Origin of the sequence: Pantoea sp. ARC270, assembly GCF_003236725.1 — a bacterium.
In the GTDB taxonomy this organism is placed as follows: domain Bacteria; phylum Pseudomonadota; class Gammaproteobacteria; order Enterobacterales; family Enterobacteriaceae; genus Pantoea; species Pantoea anthophila.
This window is the reverse complement of sequence record NZ_PUGA01000030.1, coordinates 1-17,293: the sequence shown is the minus strand read 5'-3', so window position 1 is coordinate 17,293 and position 17,293 is coordinate 1. Positions and strand designations below refer to the sequence as shown.

16 protein-coding genes and 1 rRNA gene are annotated in these 17,293 nt (G+C 56.3%); 9 read left to right on the top strand and 8 right to left on the bottom strand.

What is annotated here, in order from left to right:
- The first annotated feature begins 28 nt into the window (after window positions 1–28).
- The 6 genes from dnaE (at window position 29) to CKF42_RS14520 (ending at window position 8,932) form a co-directional block, all read left to right on the top strand.
- Window positions 29–3,511 carry a DNA polymerase III subunit alpha gene (dnaE, locus tag CKF42_RS14545; RefSeq protein ID WP_009091973.1) on the top strand — a complete coding sequence of 1,161 codons (3,483 nt, stop codon included), beginning with the start codon at window positions 29–31 and terminating at the stop codon, window positions 3,509–3,511.
- Window positions 3,512–3,523: 12 nt separating this feature from the next.
- Window positions 3,524–4,480: an acetyl-CoA carboxylase carboxyl transferase subunit alpha gene (gene accA, locus CKF42_RS14540; RefSeq protein WP_009091971.1), complete on the top strand. Its 957-nt coding sequence runs from the start codon at window positions 3,524–3,526 to the stop codon at window positions 4,478–4,480.
- Between the two features lie 168 nt (window positions 4,481–4,648).
- Window positions 4,649–6,799, top strand: coding sequence for a lysine decarboxylase LdcC (locus CKF42_RS14535; RefSeq protein WP_046101264.1), 2,151 nt, complete (start codon window positions 4,649–4,651; stop codon window positions 6,797–6,799).
- Between the two features lie 66 nt (window positions 6,800–6,865).
- On the top strand, window positions 6,866–7,255 hold the full coding sequence (locus CKF42_RS14530) for a VOC family protein (RefSeq protein ID WP_009091968.1): 390 nt from the start codon (window positions 6,866–6,868) through the stop codon (window positions 7,253–7,255).
- 52 nt (window positions 7,256–7,307) lie between these two features.
- A complete protein-coding gene (tilS, locus tag CKF42_RS14525) occupies window positions 7,308–8,627 on the top strand; it encodes a tRNA lysidine(34) synthetase TilS (RefSeq protein ID WP_111208496.1) in 1,320 nt (439 codons plus the stop codon).
- Window positions 8,624–8,932 carry a cytochrome c gene (locus tag CKF42_RS14520; protein WP_009091966.1) on the top strand — a complete coding sequence of 103 codons (309 nt, stop codon included), beginning with the start codon at window positions 8,624–8,626 and terminating at the stop codon, window positions 8,930–8,932. Before tilS ends, CKF42_RS14520 begins: the two co-directional genes overlap by 4 nt.
- 40 nt (window positions 8,933–8,972) lie before the next feature.
- Here CKF42_RS14520 and rof read toward each other — a convergent pair whose 3' ends face one another.
- Window positions 8,973–9,233, bottom strand: coding sequence for a Rho-binding antiterminator (gene rof, locus CKF42_RS14515; RefSeq protein WP_009091965.1), 261 nt, complete (start codon window positions 9,231–9,233; stop codon window positions 8,973–8,975).
- The gene (locus CKF42_RS14510) at window positions 9,223–9,420 is read right to left on the bottom strand and encodes a YaeP family protein (protein WP_009091964.1); all 198 of its coding nucleotides are present in this window, start codon (window positions 9,418–9,420) and stop codon (window positions 9,223–9,225) included. The genes rof and CKF42_RS14510 overlap by 11 nt, the downstream gene beginning before the upstream one ends.
- Before the next feature lie 217 nt (window positions 9,421–9,637).
- On the opposite strand from CKF42_RS14510, the gene arfB reads away from it, so the two are divergent.
- Entirely contained in the window at window positions 9,638–10,048 is a 411-nt protein-coding gene (arfB, locus tag CKF42_RS14505) for an alternative ribosome rescue aminoacyl-tRNA hydrolase ArfB (protein ID WP_009091963.1), read from the top strand.
- A gap of 80 nt (window positions 10,049–10,128) precedes the next feature.
- On the opposite strand, the gene proS is transcribed toward arfB, so the two are convergent.
- From proS to metN, 6 genes are all read right to left on the bottom strand, one after another.
- A complete protein-coding gene (gene proS, locus CKF42_RS14500) occupies window positions 10,129–11,847 on the bottom strand; it encodes a proline--tRNA ligase (protein ID WP_009091962.1) in 1,719 nt (572 codons plus the stop codon).
- Between the two features lie 89 nt (window positions 11,848–11,936).
- On the bottom strand, window positions 11,937–12,641 hold the full coding sequence (gene tsaA, locus CKF42_RS14495; protein WP_111208495.1) for a tRNA (N6-threonylcarbamoyladenosine(37)-N6)-methyltransferase TrmO: 705 nt from the start codon (window positions 12,639–12,641) through the stop codon (window positions 11,937–11,939).
- Window positions 12,638–13,036: an Rcs stress response system protein RcsF gene (rcsF, locus tag CKF42_RS14490; protein WP_009091960.1), complete on the bottom strand. Its 399-nt coding sequence runs from the start codon at window positions 13,034–13,036 to the stop codon at window positions 12,638–12,640. Before rcsF ends, tsaA begins: the two co-directional genes overlap by 4 nt.
- A 128-nt stretch (window positions 13,037–13,164) precedes the next feature.
- Window positions 13,165–13,980 carry a MetQ/NlpA family lipoprotein gene (locus CKF42_RS14485; protein ID WP_009091959.1) on the bottom strand — a complete coding sequence of 272 codons (816 nt, stop codon included), beginning with the start codon at window positions 13,978–13,980 and terminating at the stop codon, window positions 13,165–13,167.
- A gap of 31 nt (window positions 13,981–14,011) precedes the next feature.
- Complete coding sequence (locus CKF42_RS14480; protein ID WP_009091958.1) at window positions 14,012–14,665, bottom strand: methionine ABC transporter permease MetI; 654 nt, start codon at window positions 14,663–14,665, stop codon at window positions 14,012–14,014.
- Entirely contained in the window at window positions 14,658–15,689 is a 1,032-nt protein-coding gene (metN, locus tag CKF42_RS14475; RefSeq protein WP_111208494.1) for a methionine ABC transporter ATP-binding protein MetN, read from the bottom strand. Before metN ends, CKF42_RS14480 begins: the two co-directional genes overlap by 8 nt.
- A gap of 189 nt (window positions 15,690–15,878) precedes the next feature.
- On the opposite strand from metN, the gene gmhB reads away from it, so the two are divergent.
- Window positions 15,879–16,439 (top strand): D-glycero-beta-D-manno-heptose 1,7-bisphosphate 7-phosphatase, encoded by a 561-nt coding sequence (gmhB, locus tag CKF42_RS14470; protein WP_009091953.1) that lies wholly within the window; start codon window positions 15,879–15,881, stop codon window positions 16,437–16,439.
- A 406-nt stretch (window positions 16,440–16,845) separates the two neighbouring features.
- A 16S ribosomal RNA gene (locus CKF42_RS14465) occupies window positions 16,846–17,293 on the top strand; the annotation flags it as partial.

The window sequence follows — 17,293 nt, the reverse complement described above, 5'->3', positions numbered from 1 at the left end:
CCTGACGCTGTTTTAACCGGAAACTGATATGGCTGAACCCCGTTTTATACATCTGCGCGTCCACAGTGACTATTCGATGGTTGATGGCCTGGCGAAAACCGGGCCGCTGATCAAAAAGGCGGCTGCGCTCGGCATGCCCGCGATTGCGATCACCGACTTCACTAACCTGTGTGGCCTGGTGAAATTCTACGGTGGGGCGCACGGCGCAGGGATAAAACCGGTTATTGGTGCCGATTTTAAGGTCGCCAGCGAGCTGATGGGGGATGAACTCACGCAGCTGACCGTGCTGGCGGCGAACAATACCGGCTATCAGAACCTGACGCTGCTGATCTCCCGCGCCTATCAGCGTGGCTATGGCGTGGACGGGCCGATTATCGATCGCGACTGGCTGATGGAATTGCAGGAAGGGTTAATCCTGCTGTCAGGCGGACGCCGCGGAGATGTCGGCCGCAGCCTGCTGCGTGGTAACAGCGCGCTGGTTTCACAGTGCCTCTCTTTTTATCAGCAGCATTTCCCTGACAGATACTATCTGGAACTGATTCGCACCGGCCGGCCGGATGAAGAGAGCTACCTGCACGCGGCGGTGGAGCTGGCGATTGCCGAAGGCATTCCGGTGGTCGCGACCAACGAAGTCTGCTTTATCAATGAAGAGGATTTCGACGCGCATGAAATCCGCGTGGCCATCCATGACGGCTATACGCTGGATGACCCCAAGCGTCCGCGCAACTACAGTCCTCAGCAATATATGCGCAGCGAAGCGGAGATGTGCGAGCTCTTCTCGGACATCCCGGAAGCGCTGGAAAACAGCGTAGAGATTGCTAAGCGTTGTAACGTCACGGTCCGGCTGGGCGAATACTTCCTGCCGCAGTTCCCGACCGGTGATATGACCACGGAAGATTATCTGGTCGCGAAATCCCGCGAGGGGCTGGAAGAGCGTCTGGTGTTCCTGTTCCCGGACGAAGCTGAGCGGCTGCAGAAACGCCCGGAATATGATGAGCGTCTGGAGGTTGAACTCAACGTAATCAACCAGATGGGCTTCCCGGGCTACTTCCTGATCGTGATGGAGTTCATCCAGTGGTCCAAGGATAATGGCGTGCCGGTCGGGCCGGGTCGTGGTTCCGGTGCCGGTTCGCTGGTGGCCTATGCGCTGAAAATTACCGATATCGATCCGCTGGAGTTTGACCTGCTGTTCGAACGTTTCCTGAACCCGGAACGTGTCTCAATGCCCGACTTTGACGTCGATTTCTGCATGGAGAAGCGTGACCAGGTGATTGAACACGTCGCGGACATGTACGGGCGCGAAGCGGTTTCACAGATCATCACTTTCGGCACCATGGCGGCGAAAGCGGTTATCCGCGACGTTGGCCGCGTGCTGGGTCATCCCTACGGTTTCGTTGATCGCATTTCCAAACTGATCCCGCCCGATCCCGGCATGACGCTGGAAAAAGCCTTTATTGCTGAACCGCAGCTGCCGGCCATGTATGAGGCGGATGAAGAGGTCAAAGCGCTGATCGACATGGCGCGTAAGCTGGAAGGGGTCACGCGTAACGCCGGTAAACATGCGGGTGGCGTAGTCATCGCGCCAACGAAGATCACCGATTTTGCGCCGCTCTACTGCGATGAGCACGGCCAGTTCCCGGTGACCCAGTTCGATAAAAATGATGTGGAATATGCCGGCCTGGTGAAGTTCGACTTCCTGGGGCTGAGAACGCTGACCATCATCGACTGGGCGCTGAAGATGATCAACCCGCGCCGGGAAAAGCAGGGGCTGGAGCCGATCGACATCGCCTCTATCCCGCTGGATGACAAGAAAAGCTTCGATATGCTGCAGCGCTCGGAAACGACCGCGGTATTCCAGCTTGAATCGCGCGGCATGAAGGATCTGATTAAGCGTCTGAAGCCCGACTGCTTTGAAGATATGATCGCACTGGTGGCGCTGTTCCGTCCGGGGCCGCTGCAGTCCGGCATGGTGGATAACTTCATCGACCGTAAGCATGGTCGTGAAGCGATCTCCTATCCCGATATCCAGTGGCAGCATGAAAGCCTGAAACCAGTGCTGGAGCCGACATACGGCATCATTCTCTATCAGGAACAGGTGATGCAGATCGCCCAGGTCCTCTCCGGTTACACCCTGGGTGGCGCAGATATGCTGCGTCGCGCCATGGGGAAAAAGAAACCGGAAGAGATGGCCAAGCAGCGTTCCGTTTTCCGTGACGGTGCAGAAAGCATGGGCATCGACGGCGAACTGTCGATGAAGATCTTCGATCTGGTAGAAAAATTTGCAGGCTATGGCTTTAACAAGTCACACTCTGCGGCCTATGCACTGGTCTCTTACCAGACGCTGTGGCTGAAAGCGCACTATCCGGCAGAGTTTATGGCCGCGGTAATGACCGCCGATATGGATAACACCGAGAAGGTGGTAGGCCTGGTCGATGAGTGCTGGCGGATGGGACTGAAGGTGCTGCCGCCCGATATTAACTCCGGCCTCTATCCCTTCCATGTGAATGACGCAGGTGAAATTGTTTACGGTATCGGTGCGATAAAAGGGGTCGGTGAAGGCCCGATCGAAGCGATCATTGACGCCCGAAACGAAGGCGGTTACTTCCGCGAGCTGTTTGATCTCTGCGCCCGAACCGACACCAAAAAGATCAACCGTCGGGTGATGGAAAAACTGATCATGTCCGGGGCCTTCGATCGCCTGGGGCCGCATCGCGCCGCGCTGATGAGTGCGCTCGGCGACGCGTTAAAAGCGGCCGATCAGCACGCGAAGGCGGAGGCGATTGGCCAGGCAGATATGTTTGGCGTGCTGGCGGAAGAGCCGGAGCAGGTAGAGAAATCGTACGCCAGCGTCACGCGATGGCCGGAGCAGGTGCAGCTGGATGGCGAACGGGAAACCCTGGGGCTCTACCTGACCGGGCACCCGATTAATCAGTATCTGAAAGAAATTGAGCGTTACGTTGGCGGGGTGCGGCTGAAAGATATGCATCCAACCGACCGGGGGAAAATTACCGTGGCGGCCGGTCTGGTGATCGCTGCACGGGTAATGGTCACCAAACGCGGCAACCGAATTGGTATCTGTACTCTGGACGATCGTTCTGGTCGTCTTGAGGTGATGTTATTTACCGATGCGTTAGATAAATACCAGCAGCTGCTGGAGAAAGACCGAATCCTGATCGTCAGTGGACAGGTCAGCTTTGATGACTTCAGTGGTGGCCTTAAAATGACCGCTCGTGAAGTTATGGACATCGACGAAGCTCGCGAAAAATACGCGCGCGGACTTGCTATCTCGCTGACGGACAGGCAAATTGATGACCAGCTATTAAACCGACTCCGTCAGTCCCTGGAACCTCATCGATCAGGGACGATTCCGGTGCATCTCTACTATCAGAGAGCCGACGCGCGAGCGAAGCTGCGCTTTGGAGCAGCGTGGCGAATTTCGCCCAGCGATCGTTTACTTAACGATCTGCGCTCGTTGATCGGATCGGAGCAGGTGGAACTGGAGTTTGACTAGAACAGGAACATTATGAGTCTTAATTACCTGGATTTTGAACAGCCAATTGCAGAACTCGAAGCGAAGATTGATTCGCTGACTTCAATTGGTCGTCAGGATGATAAACACGTTAATCTGGATGAAGAAGTTCAGCGCCTGCGCGAGAAGAGCGTTGAGCTGACCCGTAAAATCTTCGCCGATTTAGGCGCATGGCAGATCGCTCAACTGGCGCGCCATCCTTTGCGTCCTTATACCTTTGACTACGTCCGCAACGCGTTCGACGATTTCGATGAGCTGGCGGGCGACCGTGCTTATGCGGATGACAAAGCGATTGTTGGCGGTATTGCGCGTCTGGATGGACGTCCGGTGATGATCATCGGGCACCAGAAAGGCCGTGAAACCAAAGAGAAAATTCGCCGTAACTTCGGCATGCCAGCACCGGAAGGCTATCGCAAAGCGCTGCGCCTGATGGAGATGGCTGAGCGCTTCAAAATGCCTGTCATCACCTTCATCGACACCCCGGGTGCTTATCCGGGTGTGGGCGCGGAAGAGCGCGGGCAGTCTGAAGCGATTGCGCGCAACCTGCGTGAAATGTCTGGCCTGAAAGTACCGGTCATCTGTACGGTCATCGGTGAAGGCGGTTCAGGTGGTGCACTGGCCATCGGCGTGGGCGATAAAGTGAATATGCTGCAGTACAGCACCTATTCCGTTATCTCGCCGGAAGGCTGTGCCTCTATTCTGTGGAAAAGTGCAGATAAAGCGCCGCTGGCTGCGGAAGCGATGGGCATTACCGCTCACCGTCTGAAAGAGCTGAAGCTGATTGACTCCGTAATCCCGGAGCCGCTGGGTGGCGCGCATCGCCGTCCGGTCGACATGGCGCAGTCTCTGAAGCAGCAGCTGCTGGCCGATCTGGCCGAACTCGATGGGTTAAGCACTGAAGAGTTGCTGGACCGTCGTTATCAGCGCCTGATGAGCTACGGCTACGCCTGATAAGTGCACTTCCATAAAAGCGGACTCCGGTCCGCTTTTTTTATGCCTGTACTTTCCCTCCCCATGCTCACTCGCCGCTTTCAGTTTCCTCCTGGCTCCGCCTCGCTACACCTTACGGGGGTTAGCGGTTATGCTTGACCGGTTCCACCACAATCAGGGAGACAGGCATTGAATATTCTGGCGATCATGGGCGCGCACGGCGTGTTTTACAAAGATGAACCGTTACGCGAACTCGACGCGGCGTTAAATCTGCAGGGCTTCCAGCTGCTTTACCCGAAAAACAGTGACGATCTGCTGAAACTGATCGAACACAACCCGCGTATCAGCGGCGTTATCTTCGACTGGGATGCGCACAACAGTCCCGAACTGTGCGGAGAGATTAATCAGCTAAACGAATACCTGCCTCTGTATGCCTTTATCAATACCCACTCGCAGATGGATATCAGTATCAATGAGATGCGTATGCCGCTGCACTTTTTTGAGTATGCGCTGAATGCCGCCGAGGATATCGCGCTGCACATCCGGCAATACACGGATGACTATCTTGACCACATTACGCCGCCGCTGACCAAGGCGCTGTTCACCTATGTGAAAGAGGGCAAGTACACCTTCTGCACGCCGGGACATATGGCGGGCACCGCGTTTCAGAAGAGCCCGGTCGGCTGTCTGTTCTACGACTTCTTCGGGGCTAACACCCTGAAATCAGACATCTCGATTTCGGTAACCGAGCTGGGTTCGCTGCTTGACCACACCGGGCCGCACCTGGAAGCGGAAGAGTATATCGCGCGCACCTTCGGCGCCGAGCAGAGTTACATGGTGACCAACGGCACCTCGACCTCGAATAAGATTGTCGGGATGTATGCCGCTCCGGCGGGCAGCACCGTGCTGATCGATCGCAACTGCCACAAATCGCTGACTCATCTGCTGATGATGAGCGATCTGATCCCGATCTGGCTGAAGCCGACCCGCAATGCGCTGGGGATCCTTGGCGGCATCCCGAAGCAGGAGTTCACCCGCGACGCGATAGCGCATAAAGTGGCATCGACTGACAGAGCCACCTGGCCGGTGCATGCGGTCATTACTAACTCCACCTATGACGGGCTGCTCTACAACACCCAGTACATTAAAGAGACGCTGGCTGTGCCGTCGATTCATTTCGACTCCGCCTGGGTGCCTTACACCAATTTCCACCCGATTTATGCGGGCAAAAGCGGCATGAGCGGAGACCGCATTCCGGGCAAGGTGGTCTATGAAACGCAGTCGACCCATAAACTGCTGGCGGCGTTCTCTCAGGCATCCATGATCCACATTAAAGGCGACTACGACGAGCAGACGTTTAACGAAGCCTACATGATGCACACCACCACCTCGCCTAACTACGCCATCGTCTCCTCTATTGAAACCGCTGCCGCCATGCTGCGCGGCAATCCGGGTAAGCGTTTGATCAATCGCTCGGTCGAACGCGCGCTTCATTTCCGCCGCGAGATCCAGCGGCTGCGCGAAGAGTCTGACAGCTGGTTCTTTGATATCTGGCAGCCGGAACAGGTTGATGAAGCGCAGTGCTGGCCGATCCAGCCGGGCGACGAAGCGTGGCATGGATTCACGCAGGCCGATCGCGATCACATGTATCTCGATCCGATCAAGGTGACGATCCTGACGCCGGGCATGAGCGAGCTGGGGGAGATGGCGGAAGAGGGGATCCCGGCGGCGCTGGTGGCGAAGTTTCTGGATGAGCGCGGCATCGTGGTGGAGAAAACCGGCCCCTATAACCTGCTGTTCCTGTTCAGTATCGGCATCGATAAAACCAAGGCGATGAGCGTGCTGCGCGGGCTGACCGAATTTAAACGCGCCTACGATCTGAATCTGCGGGTGAAAAACATGCTGCCGGATCTCTACGCAGAGGATCCCGACTTCTATCGCAACATGCGTATTCAGACCCTGGCGCAGGGGATCCATCAGCTGATCCGCCATCATGATCTGCCGCGTCTGATGCTGCAGGCATTCGACGTGCTGCCTGAAATGAAGATGACACCGCATCAGGCGTTTCAGCAGCAGGTGAAGGGCAACATCGAAACGGTGGATATCAGTGAGCTGGTCGGGCGGGTTTCGGCCAACATGATCCTGCCCTATCCGCCGGGTGTTCCCCTGGTGATGCCGGGAGAGATGATCACTGAGAAGAGTCGTGCGGTGCTCGATTTCCTGCTGATGCTTTGCAGCATTGGCCGGCACTATCCGGGGTTTGAAACCGACATTCACGGTGCCAGCCTGACGGAAGAGGGCGAATACCGTGTGCGCGTGCTGAAAAACGACCCGGCATAAAATTTTAAATCTTATCAGCGGCAGGATGCCTGACTCAGGCATCCTGCCCGAATCAGGATATTCAACATGTTGCAGTTAAACGCTATTCACCACATCGCCATCATCGCCTCTGACTATCCGCGCAGCAAAGCCTTCTATTGCGATGTGCTGGGCTTTCGACTGATGGGCGAAGTTTACCGCGAAGCGCGCGACTCCTGGAAAGGCGATCTCGCATTAGGAGACCGCTATACCATTGAGCTTTTCTCGTTTCCCGAACCCCCTGCACGGGTCAGTCACCCTGAGGCGTGCGGCCTGCGCCATCTGGCCTTTACCGTGCCGGATGTGGCCGCAGCGGTGGCGACGCTGGCTGAGAAAGGTGTGATCTGCGAGCCGATTCGCATTGATGAACTCACCGGTAAAGCCTGTACTTTCTTTGCCGACCCGGATGGTTTGCCGCTGGAGCTCTATCAGGCGTAAACTAGCGCGCTCGGCGGGCGACATTCAGTGGCCCGATATTCTGGATTCTGCGATGTCTTTGCCCGCTTTTGACTCACTGCTGCAACCGGACGCTGCCCTGGTGGTCGCGTTCAGCGGCGGACTTGACTCCACCGTGCTGCTGCATCAGCTTCGTGACTGGCAGCAGCAGCATCCTCAGTCGCGTCTGCGGGCGCTGCATGTTCACCACGGACTCAGCCCGAATGCTGACCGCTGGGCGGCCCACTGCCAGGCGATATGCGAACAGTGGCAGCTGACGTGTGGCGTGCTGCACGTCACCGTTGACGGCAGTGAAAAGGGCATTGAAGCGGCGGCACGCACCGCCCGTTATCAGGCGCTGGGCGCGGCGCTGCAGCCGGGCGAACAACTACTGACGGCGCAGCATCTCGACGATCAGTGTGAAACCTTTATGCTGGCGCTGAAGCGCGGCAGCGGTCCGGCCGGGCTGGCAGCCATGCCCGCAGTGCGCAGGCTGGGTTCCCATCGGCTGTTACGTCCTCTGCTTAATCAGTCACGACAGTCGCTTGAAGCCTATGCTCATGCCCATCAGCTGGTGTGGATCGAAGACGAGAGTAATCAGGATCTGCGCTACGACCGTAACTTTCTGCGTCAGCGGCTGCTGCCTGAACTCTCTCAGCGCTGGCCCCACTTTGCCGAGGCGACCGCCCGAAGCGCAGCCCTGTGCAGTGAGCAGGAGCAGCTGCTGGATGAACTTCTTGCCGGAGAGCTGGCTGAGCGCGTCCAGCCGGATGGCAGTCTGCACTTTCCGCCGCTGATGACGATGAGTGAGCCGCGCGCTAACGCCTTACTGCGTCGCTGGATCGCCGGGCAGGGCGGAGCGATGCCCTCCCGCGACGCGCTGCAGCGCATCCGCTATGAGGTGATGGCGAGTCGTGAGGATGCGCAGCCTCGTCTGCGATTCGGACAGGCGGAACTGCGGCGATACCGGCAGCAGCTCTACTGGCTGCCGGTGCGCAGTTCGCTGCGCGATACGGTGCTGACGTGGCCCGAACGCTGCCAGCCGCTGACGCTGCCGCAAAGCCTCGGCACGCTGCGTGCCAGCCAGGCGCAGAGCCTGTTGCGCCATCCGCAGCCCGATGAGCAGGTCAGCGTGCGATTTCACGCGCAGGGCCAGGTGCATCTGGTGGGGCGGGAAGGCGGACGGGAGATGAAGAAGCTCTGGCAGGCACTGCATATTCCTCCATGGCAGCGCGAGCGGCTGCCGCTAATTTTTTATAATCAGACGCTGGTCTGTGTTCCGGATCTCTTTATCACCCGGGAGGGTGCGGCATGCGATGAGCAGGGCTGGCAGATTGTCTGGGACAGGGCCACCTGCACAGGAGCTGAACAATGAAAACGTGGCTGATCGGCGCCCTGATGGCCGCTTTATTACCGGCCTGGGCCGCTGGCGATGCGCAGCGTGGCGCAGAGAAAGCGGGCAGCTGTATGGCCTGTCATGGCGCGGAAGGCAAAGCGACCGTGCCGCTTTATCCCAGTCTGGCCGGGCAGCACGCCCCATATCTTGAACATGCGCTGCAGGCTTATAAAAAGGGCGAGCGCAGTGGCGGTCAGGCTGAGGTCATGAAGGCGTTTGTTGCGGGATTAAGTGATGACGATATGGCGGATCTGGCGGCGTATTACAGTTCGCTGCAGCCCTGAGTGTGACAGGGGCGGGGATGTCCCGCCCGGAAGGAGTGAATTACTCTGCGCTGACAACCACCGTGCCCAGCTCAGGATGGGTAAAGCTGGCGATGTGGTCGAGACGTAACTCGCGATGTTCACCAGAGAGATCGATAGCCAGATATTCCACGTTCTTACGTGAAAAAATCTCTTTCGCCTTTGCCTTCAGCTGCTCGCCATCTTTCATGTCCAGTGACAGCATCCAGTTTTTCTGACAGGCGAGTTCCAGGTTATCGTAATCATCGCAATTGATGGGGTGGTACGCTTCATTAATCAACATAGTCGCTCACCAATAAGTTAGCAGCGGCGTAGGCCGCCTGTTCCCTGACAGAAGAGTTTAGCTCACTATTTGCGGCAATATCATCAAGTGCCTTCAATGCGCAGCCAATCGCATCCGGTATGTAACCTAAATCTCCGCTACCGATTTCGGCATATTTGCGGCGAACTAACTCACAATAATTTTGCACATGATCCTCCTCGGCAGAGCGTAGATACTCTGATTAACTGGCGACTATACCATAGCCATTTACAGGAAATCAGCCTGCGTAAAGCAGGAACAGCACGTAAAACACTGCTAAAGTGACAGATTCCGCTGGCTGCCGCGCAACGCGGGATCGCACAAAAGGTTAAGTTGATGAACAGGTTATCAGAGGTAAAGGTCATGAAGCAGGGGAGAGGAGAGCGATGATTATGCTGTCCCGTTCGGTTGAGATCCCGGACAGTGAGATTGAGCTGACGGCGATACGCGCTCAGGGAGCGGGTGGGCAACATGTCAATAAAGCCAGCACGGCTATCCATCTGCGTTTTGACATTGCCGCCTCTTCACTGCCTGCCTTCTATAAAGAGCGGCTGCTTACCGCCAGCCATCATCTGATCACTGCTGAAGGTGTCGTGGTGATCAAGGCGCAGGAGTACCGCAGTCAGGAGATGAATCGCGAAGCCGCGCTGCAACGGCTGCTCAATCTGATCCGCGAACTGAGCACGGTCGAAAAAGTGCGTCGCGCCACGCGGCCGACCCGCGCGTCAAAAGAGCGACGACTGGAAGGAAAAGCGCGCCGCAGCAGTACCAAAGCGATGCGCGGCAGAGTGCAATAAAAAACGCCCCGCAGGCGGGGCGTTTGAGTGCTTATACCTTGAGGGGCGGGCCGCGAAGAGTTCCAGCCCGCGCTGAGAGCTTACTTATTCAGCGCCTTCAGCAGGAAATCGACGATCTCATCCTGCTTAATCATCTGCTTCTCACCGGCACGACGTGATTTGTACTCAATCTCCTGATTATCGAGATTGCGATCGCCAATGACGATGGTGTGTGGCACACCGATCAGTTCCATATCAGCGAACATCACGCCCGGACGCTCTTTACGGTCATCCAGAATCACGTCGACGCCTTTCGCGCGCAGTGTGGCATACAGCTCTTCCGCCAGCTCTTTCACCCGGAAGGATTTCTGCATATTCATGGGCAGAATCGCGACCTCAAACGGAGCCAGTGCCGCCGGCCAGATGATGCCGCGCTCGTCATGGTTCTGCTCGATCGCCGCGGCGACAACACGGGTGATGCCGATACCGTAGCAGCCCATGCTCATTATCTGGTTGCGGCCATCTTCGCCCTGAACAGAGGCTTTCAGCGCGTCCGAATATTTCGTGCCGAGCTGGAAAATGTGACCCACTTCGATGCCGCGCTTAATCTGCAGCGTGCCTTTGCCATCCGGGCTCAGATCGCCTTCAACCACGTTACGGATATCCGCAACGCTGGCCAGCGGCAGATCGCGCTCCCAGTTAATGCCGAAGTAGTGCTTACCATCGACGTTAGCACCGGCGCTGAAGTCACTCATCTTCGCGACGGTACGGTCTGCGATGATCGGCATCTGCAGGCCGACCGGCCCGATTGAACCCGGACCTGCACCCACTGCCGCGCGAATCTCTTCTTCAGTCGCGAAGACCAGCGGTGACGCCACGATAGCTGACTTCTCTGCTTTGATTTCGTTCAGCTGATGATCGCCACGAACCAGCAGGGCAACCAGCGCATGACCGCTCTCTTCCGCGCCTTTAACAATCAGCGTTTTCACGGTTTTCTCAACCGGCACATCAAATTGCTCAACCAGCTCCGCGATGGTTTTTGCGTCTGGCGTCTCAACCAGCTGCATTGCCTGCGACGGCGCAGCGCGTTCACCGGCCGGTGCGACGGCTTCGGCCAGCTCGATGTTGGCGGCGTAATCAGAATCGGTTGAGAAGATCACATCGTCTTCACCACTCTGGGCCAGCACCTGGAACTCGTGTGATGCACTGCCACCAATAGAGCCGGTGTCGGCCTGTACGGCACGGAAATCCAGGCCCATACGGCTGAAGATCTGGCTGTAGGCGCGGTACATCGCATCATAGGTTTCCTGCAGCGATTCCTGCGACACGTGGAAAGAGTAGGCATCTTTCATGGTGAATTCGCGCGAACGCATCACGCCAAAGCGCGGACGCACTTCGTCACGGAATTTGGTCTGGATCTGATAGAGGTTCAGTGGCAGCTGCTTATAAGAGCTCAGCTCATTACGGATCAGGTCGGTGACCACCTCTTCATGCGTCGGACCCAGCACAAACGGACGTTCGTGGCGGTCGGCAATACGTAACAGCTCCGGGCCATACTCCTCCCAGCGACCGCTCTCCTGCCACAGGTCGGCAGGCTGCACGACCGGCATTAAAATCTCAACCGCACCCGCGTTGTTCATCTCTTCGCGCACGATGTTTTCGACTTTTTTCAGCACGCGAACCCCGGTCGGCAACCAGGTGTACAAGCCAGAAGCCAGTTTGCGGATCATACCGGCGCGCAGCATCAGCTGGTGGCTGATCACTTCGGCGTCGGAAGGCGTCTCTTTCTGAGTAGAGAGCAGATATTGAGTAGTACGCATTGATTACGGTTCCAGTTGATCGGAAAGTCACAGACAGAAATTTGCTGGCGGCTAGTGTACCAGTGAGATCACTGGCTCAAAAGCGGGTTTTAACGCGGGTCGATAGCGATCACTTCTGTCCCGGCATCGTCAATGCGCCAGCGTACATTAAAATCCATCAGCCAGGCCGCATATTCCCGCTCCTCTGCCTGGCCCTGACGGTAAGCGGGACGGGGATCCTGCGCCAGCACGTCACGGATAAAACGCGCCAGATGGGGATAGCGGGCATGCTGTTGCAGCTGCTCCTGCGCCAGCGCGGAGAAGCGCACCGGCATCGTGGCCGCCGGTGCTGCCTGGGCAAATCCCGCCCGGGCTTCGGGCAGCGCTTCGGCAAAAGGCAGATAGGGTTTGATATCCACGATGGGGGTGCCATCGACCAGATCCAGACTGCCAAGCTGCAGGATCACCTGCTGCTTCTCAAGCCTGATCTCTTTCAGCTCGACCAGCGACATGCCAATCGGGTTGGGACGAAACGTTGAACGGGTTGCAAAGACACCCATGCGCGCATTGCCGCCCAGTCGGGGAGGGCGAACCGTGGGACGCCAGCCGCCTGCCATCGTCTGATGAAAGACAAACAGCAGCCAGAGGTGACTGAACGCTTCCAGTCCGCGAACCGCTTCCGGCTGATTGTACGGGGGCAGCAGGTGCAGTTCTCCGCCGCCATCCTGCACCAGGCCTGGCTGACGCGGCACGGCAAACTTCTCTTTCCACGGCGAGCGGATGACCCCAATCTGCGCAAAGGTGAATTCACTCATTGATTGCTGACTTTCAATGCCGAGCCCTGACACACTGCCTGACGGTAGCACCCTGGCGTACCCGTCACGATTTCACACTTGTGCAGCAGCACCGCATTGGCTTTCATCTGTGACGCCCGGATCTGCAGACGTTTACGGGCCGTGGCGATGTTAGCGGGCGAGTTCTGATTGCTGATCTGGCAATCTTCAGCAGAGACCTCACCCAGATCGCGGAACGGTTTGCTGACCAGATCGGCAGCATCCGTGTAGAGCTTAACCGGTGCGGGGCGGGCAGCGGGTTTGCGGGTCGGTTCAGTGGAGTGCTGCGGCCTGGACGGTGCGCTGGTTATCGGGTGATACTCATGAACACACCCTGTCAGCATCAATGCTAACAAGCCGAGCGGTAAAAAACGCATGGCAACATCCTCAGGTTTCCAAAAGTGGCGTTATTGAAACAAGGACAGGAATAAATAACAAGTCGGGCAGGGCAGGCTGTAACAGAAAGGGCGGCATAGCGCCGCCCCCGGGGAGAATGTCGGCTGACTTACCAGCCTTTAACTGCACCGCCGTTAAAGACTTTGTTGGCGGCTTCGTTAACTTCGTCAGACTGGTAAGCCTGAACGAACTTCTTCACGTTTTCCGCATCTTTGTTATCTTCGCGCGCGACAATCAGGTTCACATAAGGTGAATCTTTATCTTCGACGAAAATCCCATCTTTAGTCGGGGTCAGGCCGATCTGGCTGGCATAGGTGGTATTGATGACCGCCAGGGCGATCTGCTGATCGTCCAGTGAGCGGGGCAGCTGTGGCGCTTCCAGCTCAACAATTTTCAGATGCTTTGGATTCTCAGTGATATCCAGCGAGGTTGGCAGCAGGCCTGTGCCCTCTTTCAGTTTAATCAGGCCGGCTTTCTGCAGCAGCAGCAGCGAACGTCCCAGGTTAGTCGGATCGTTTGGAATCGCGATCTGAGCGCCATCCTGTAACTCATCCAGCGATTTGATCTTTTTCGAGTAGCCTGCAATCGGGTAAACGAAAGAGTTGCCGACGGAAACCAGTTTGTAGCCACGATCTTTGATCTGCTGATCCAGATAAGGTTTGTGCTGGAAGGCGTTAACGTCGATATCGCCTTTGCTCAGTGCCTCATTCGGCAGAACGTAATCGTTGAAGGTAACCAGCTCAACGTCCAGACCATACTTCTCTTTCGCGACTTTCTGCGCGGCTTCAGCAACCTGCTGTTCAGCGCCGACAATCACGCCCACTTTGATGTGGTTCGCATCTTTCTCTTTTTGATCGCATCCTGCCAGCGCAATCGCGCCAATCAGTGCACCCACAGCGGCAATTTTTTTGAATTTGAAAGACATATCCTTTCCTTAATAATGTGATATTGCTGGCTTACTTATGGGACACAGCACGTACGATGCGGTCGCCACAGAACTGAATGAGATACACCAAAACCACTAACAACACCAATACCGTATTCATCACGGTGGCGTTATATCCGATATAACCATACTGATAACCGATCTGGCCCAGACCACCGGCACCGACCGCGCCACCCATGGCAGAGTAACCTACCAGGGTAATCAGGGTGATCGTCGCGGCGTTTACCAGACCCGGCATCGCTTCCGGCAGCAGCACCTTGCGAACGATCTGCATCGGCGTGGCACCCATGGCACGTGACGCTTCAATCAGACCGGTAGGCAGTTCCAGCAGGGCATTTTCCACCATACGGGCGATAAAGGGGGCGGCGCCAACGGTCAGCGGGACGATTGCCGCCTGCAGTCCGATGGAGGTGCCGACGATCACGCGGGTAAAAGGAATCATCCAGACCAGTAAGATAATGAATGGAATGGAGCGGAAGATATTCACCAGCGCGGAGAGCACGCGATAGAGCCCCTGATTCTGCAGAATCTGTCCCGGACGGGTGACATAAAGCAGAACGCCGACTGGCAGACCCAGTACAAAACCAAAAAAGCCGGAGACAAAGGTCATCATCAGCGTTTCCCACACGCCCCGTCCCAGCAACCACATCATCGCTTCAGACATAACCCAGCACCTCTACTTTCACATGATTCTCCTGCAGCCAGGCTATCGCCTCGCGGGTATCGCTTTCAGTGCCGTGCATTTCGGCCAGCATAATGCCGAACTTCACGCCGCCGGCGTAATCCATCTGCGCACTGATAATGTTGTTATTCACGTTATAACGCCGTGCGGCTTCGGAAAGCAGCGGCGCGTCAACCGATTTGCCGGTAAATTCCAGTCGCAGCAAGGGCACGCTGTTCTCAGCGGCAGTGGCTGACAGGCGCTGCTGATAATCATCCGGGATATCCAGATGCAGGGTAGACTGAATGAACTGCTGAGCCAGCGGCGTCTTAGGATGCGAGAAGACCTCACTGACGCTATCTTTCTCAATCAGCTCACCCTGACTGATGACAGCCACCTGGTCGCAGATGCGCTTCACCACATCCATTTCATGGGTGATGAGCAGAATCGTCAGGCCAAGCCGGCGGTTAATGTCCTTCAGCAGCTCCAGAATAGAACGGGTTGTCGCCGGGTCCAGAGCGCTGGTGGCTTCATCACACAGCAGCACTTTTGGATTGCTGGCCAGCGCACGGGCAATCGCAACGCGCTGCTTCTGTCCACCCGACAGGTTCGCAGGCCAGGCATCGTGCTTATCGGCTAATCCCACCAGTTCCAGCAGTTCAGTCACGCGAGCGTTGATCTGTTCACGGGAGAGATTTCCCAGCTCCAGCGGCAGGGAGACATTGCCCGCGACGGTCCGGGAGGTCATCAGGTTGAAGTGCTGGAAGATCATGCCAATCTGACGACGGGCCTGAGTCAGCTGACGTTCGCTGAGTGCGGTCAGGTCAGCACCGTCGACCAGCACACGGCCTGATGTCGGACGCTCCAGCAGGTTAACGCACCGAATCAGCGTACTTTTACCGGCACCGGAAGCACCGATAACGCCATAAATCTGTCCGGCAGGCACGTGCAGGCTGACGTCCTTCAACGCCGAAATGGTGCGCGTACCCTGCTGGAACACTTTGGTGATATTTTCGAGTTTAATCATTAGGTTATTTATTATCGTGTTGCGTTGTCCGTGGTGTGGGAAGCCTCGTTGCTTTTATTAAGGGTAAAAGCTGGATGGATGGTAAGGCATCCAGACGTCTGAATCAATGGAAGTGATTCAATCTGACATTCTCCCTTTCACAGCAATCATGCGATACTGATCGGCAATTTTTACAGCAGGAGTTTCTACGTGGCGAATAAAGTCCCCGCTATTTTTCTTGATCGTGATGGCACCCTTAATGTCGATAATGGCTATGTCCATGAGATCGATAACTTTCAGTTTATTGACGGCACCATTGAAGCGCTGCAGCAACTGAAGGCGATGGGGTATGCGCTGGTGGTCGTGACCAATCAGTCTGGCATCGCGCGCGGTATGTTTACTGAAGACACCTTTATGCAGCTCACCGAATGGATGGACTGGTCGCTGGCCGATCGCGACGTTGATCTGGACGGCATCTATTTCTGCCCGCACCACCCCGATGCCGCCGTTGCAGAGTATCGTCAGGCGTGCGACTGCCGTAAACCTCAGCCGGGTATGCTCGTGATGGCTCAGCAAGAGCTGAATATTGATATGGCGGCTTCTTATATGGTGGGTGACAAGCTGGAGGATATGCTGGCAGGGCAGGCTGCCGGTGTCGGTACCAAAGTCCTGGTGCGTAGCGGTAAACCGGTGACCGCGGAAGGGGAAGCCGCCGCTGACTGGGTCATCGATAGCCTGGCCGCACTGCCAGCGCGCATTAAACAGGCATAAAAGGGCGCTTTTGTGCAAATTTCAGACGAACGGAAAAAAAGTCTTAATTTGTACTTGCGCTATCTGAACCGCTCCCTATAATGCGCCTCCATCGACACGGCACACCGGCAACGGGAAACGGGTTGAAGGTTCAGGAGACTGAGCCGCCGGAGAAAAACTTCTGAAAAAGAGGTTGACTCTGAAGGAGGGAAGCGTAATATACGCCACCTCGCGACAGGACGCTAACGCACTGTTCGCACTGCTCTTTAACAATTTATCAGACAATCTGTGTGGGCACTCGCAGGATTGATATCAGCGTCTTCGGACGCACAAAAATATCAAAGCCTCACGAGTGAACACATAATGAAATTCATTATGACGTTTTACAGATGAGCACCGCTGAACTGGTTTCAGCAAATCAAACTTTAAATTGAAGAGTTTGATCATGGCTCAGATTGAACGCTGGCGGCAGGCCTAACACATGCAAGTCGGACGGTAGCACAGAGAGCTTGCTCTTGGGTGACGAGTGGCGGACGGGTGAGTAATGTCTGGGGATCTGCCCGATAGAGGGGGATAACCACTGGAAACGGTGGCTAATACCGCATAACGTCGCAAGACCAAAGAGGGGGACCTTCGGGCCTCTCACTATCGGATGAACCCAGATGGGATTAGCTAGTAGGCGGGGTAATGGCCCACCTAGGCGACGATCCCTAGCTGGTCTGAGAGGATGACCAGCCACACTGGAACTGAGACACGGTCCAGACTCCTACGGGAGGCAGCAGTGGGGAATATTGCACAATGGGCGCAAGCCTGATGCAGCCATGCCGCGTGTATGAAGAAGGCCTTCGGGTTGTAAAGTACTTTCAGCGGGGAGG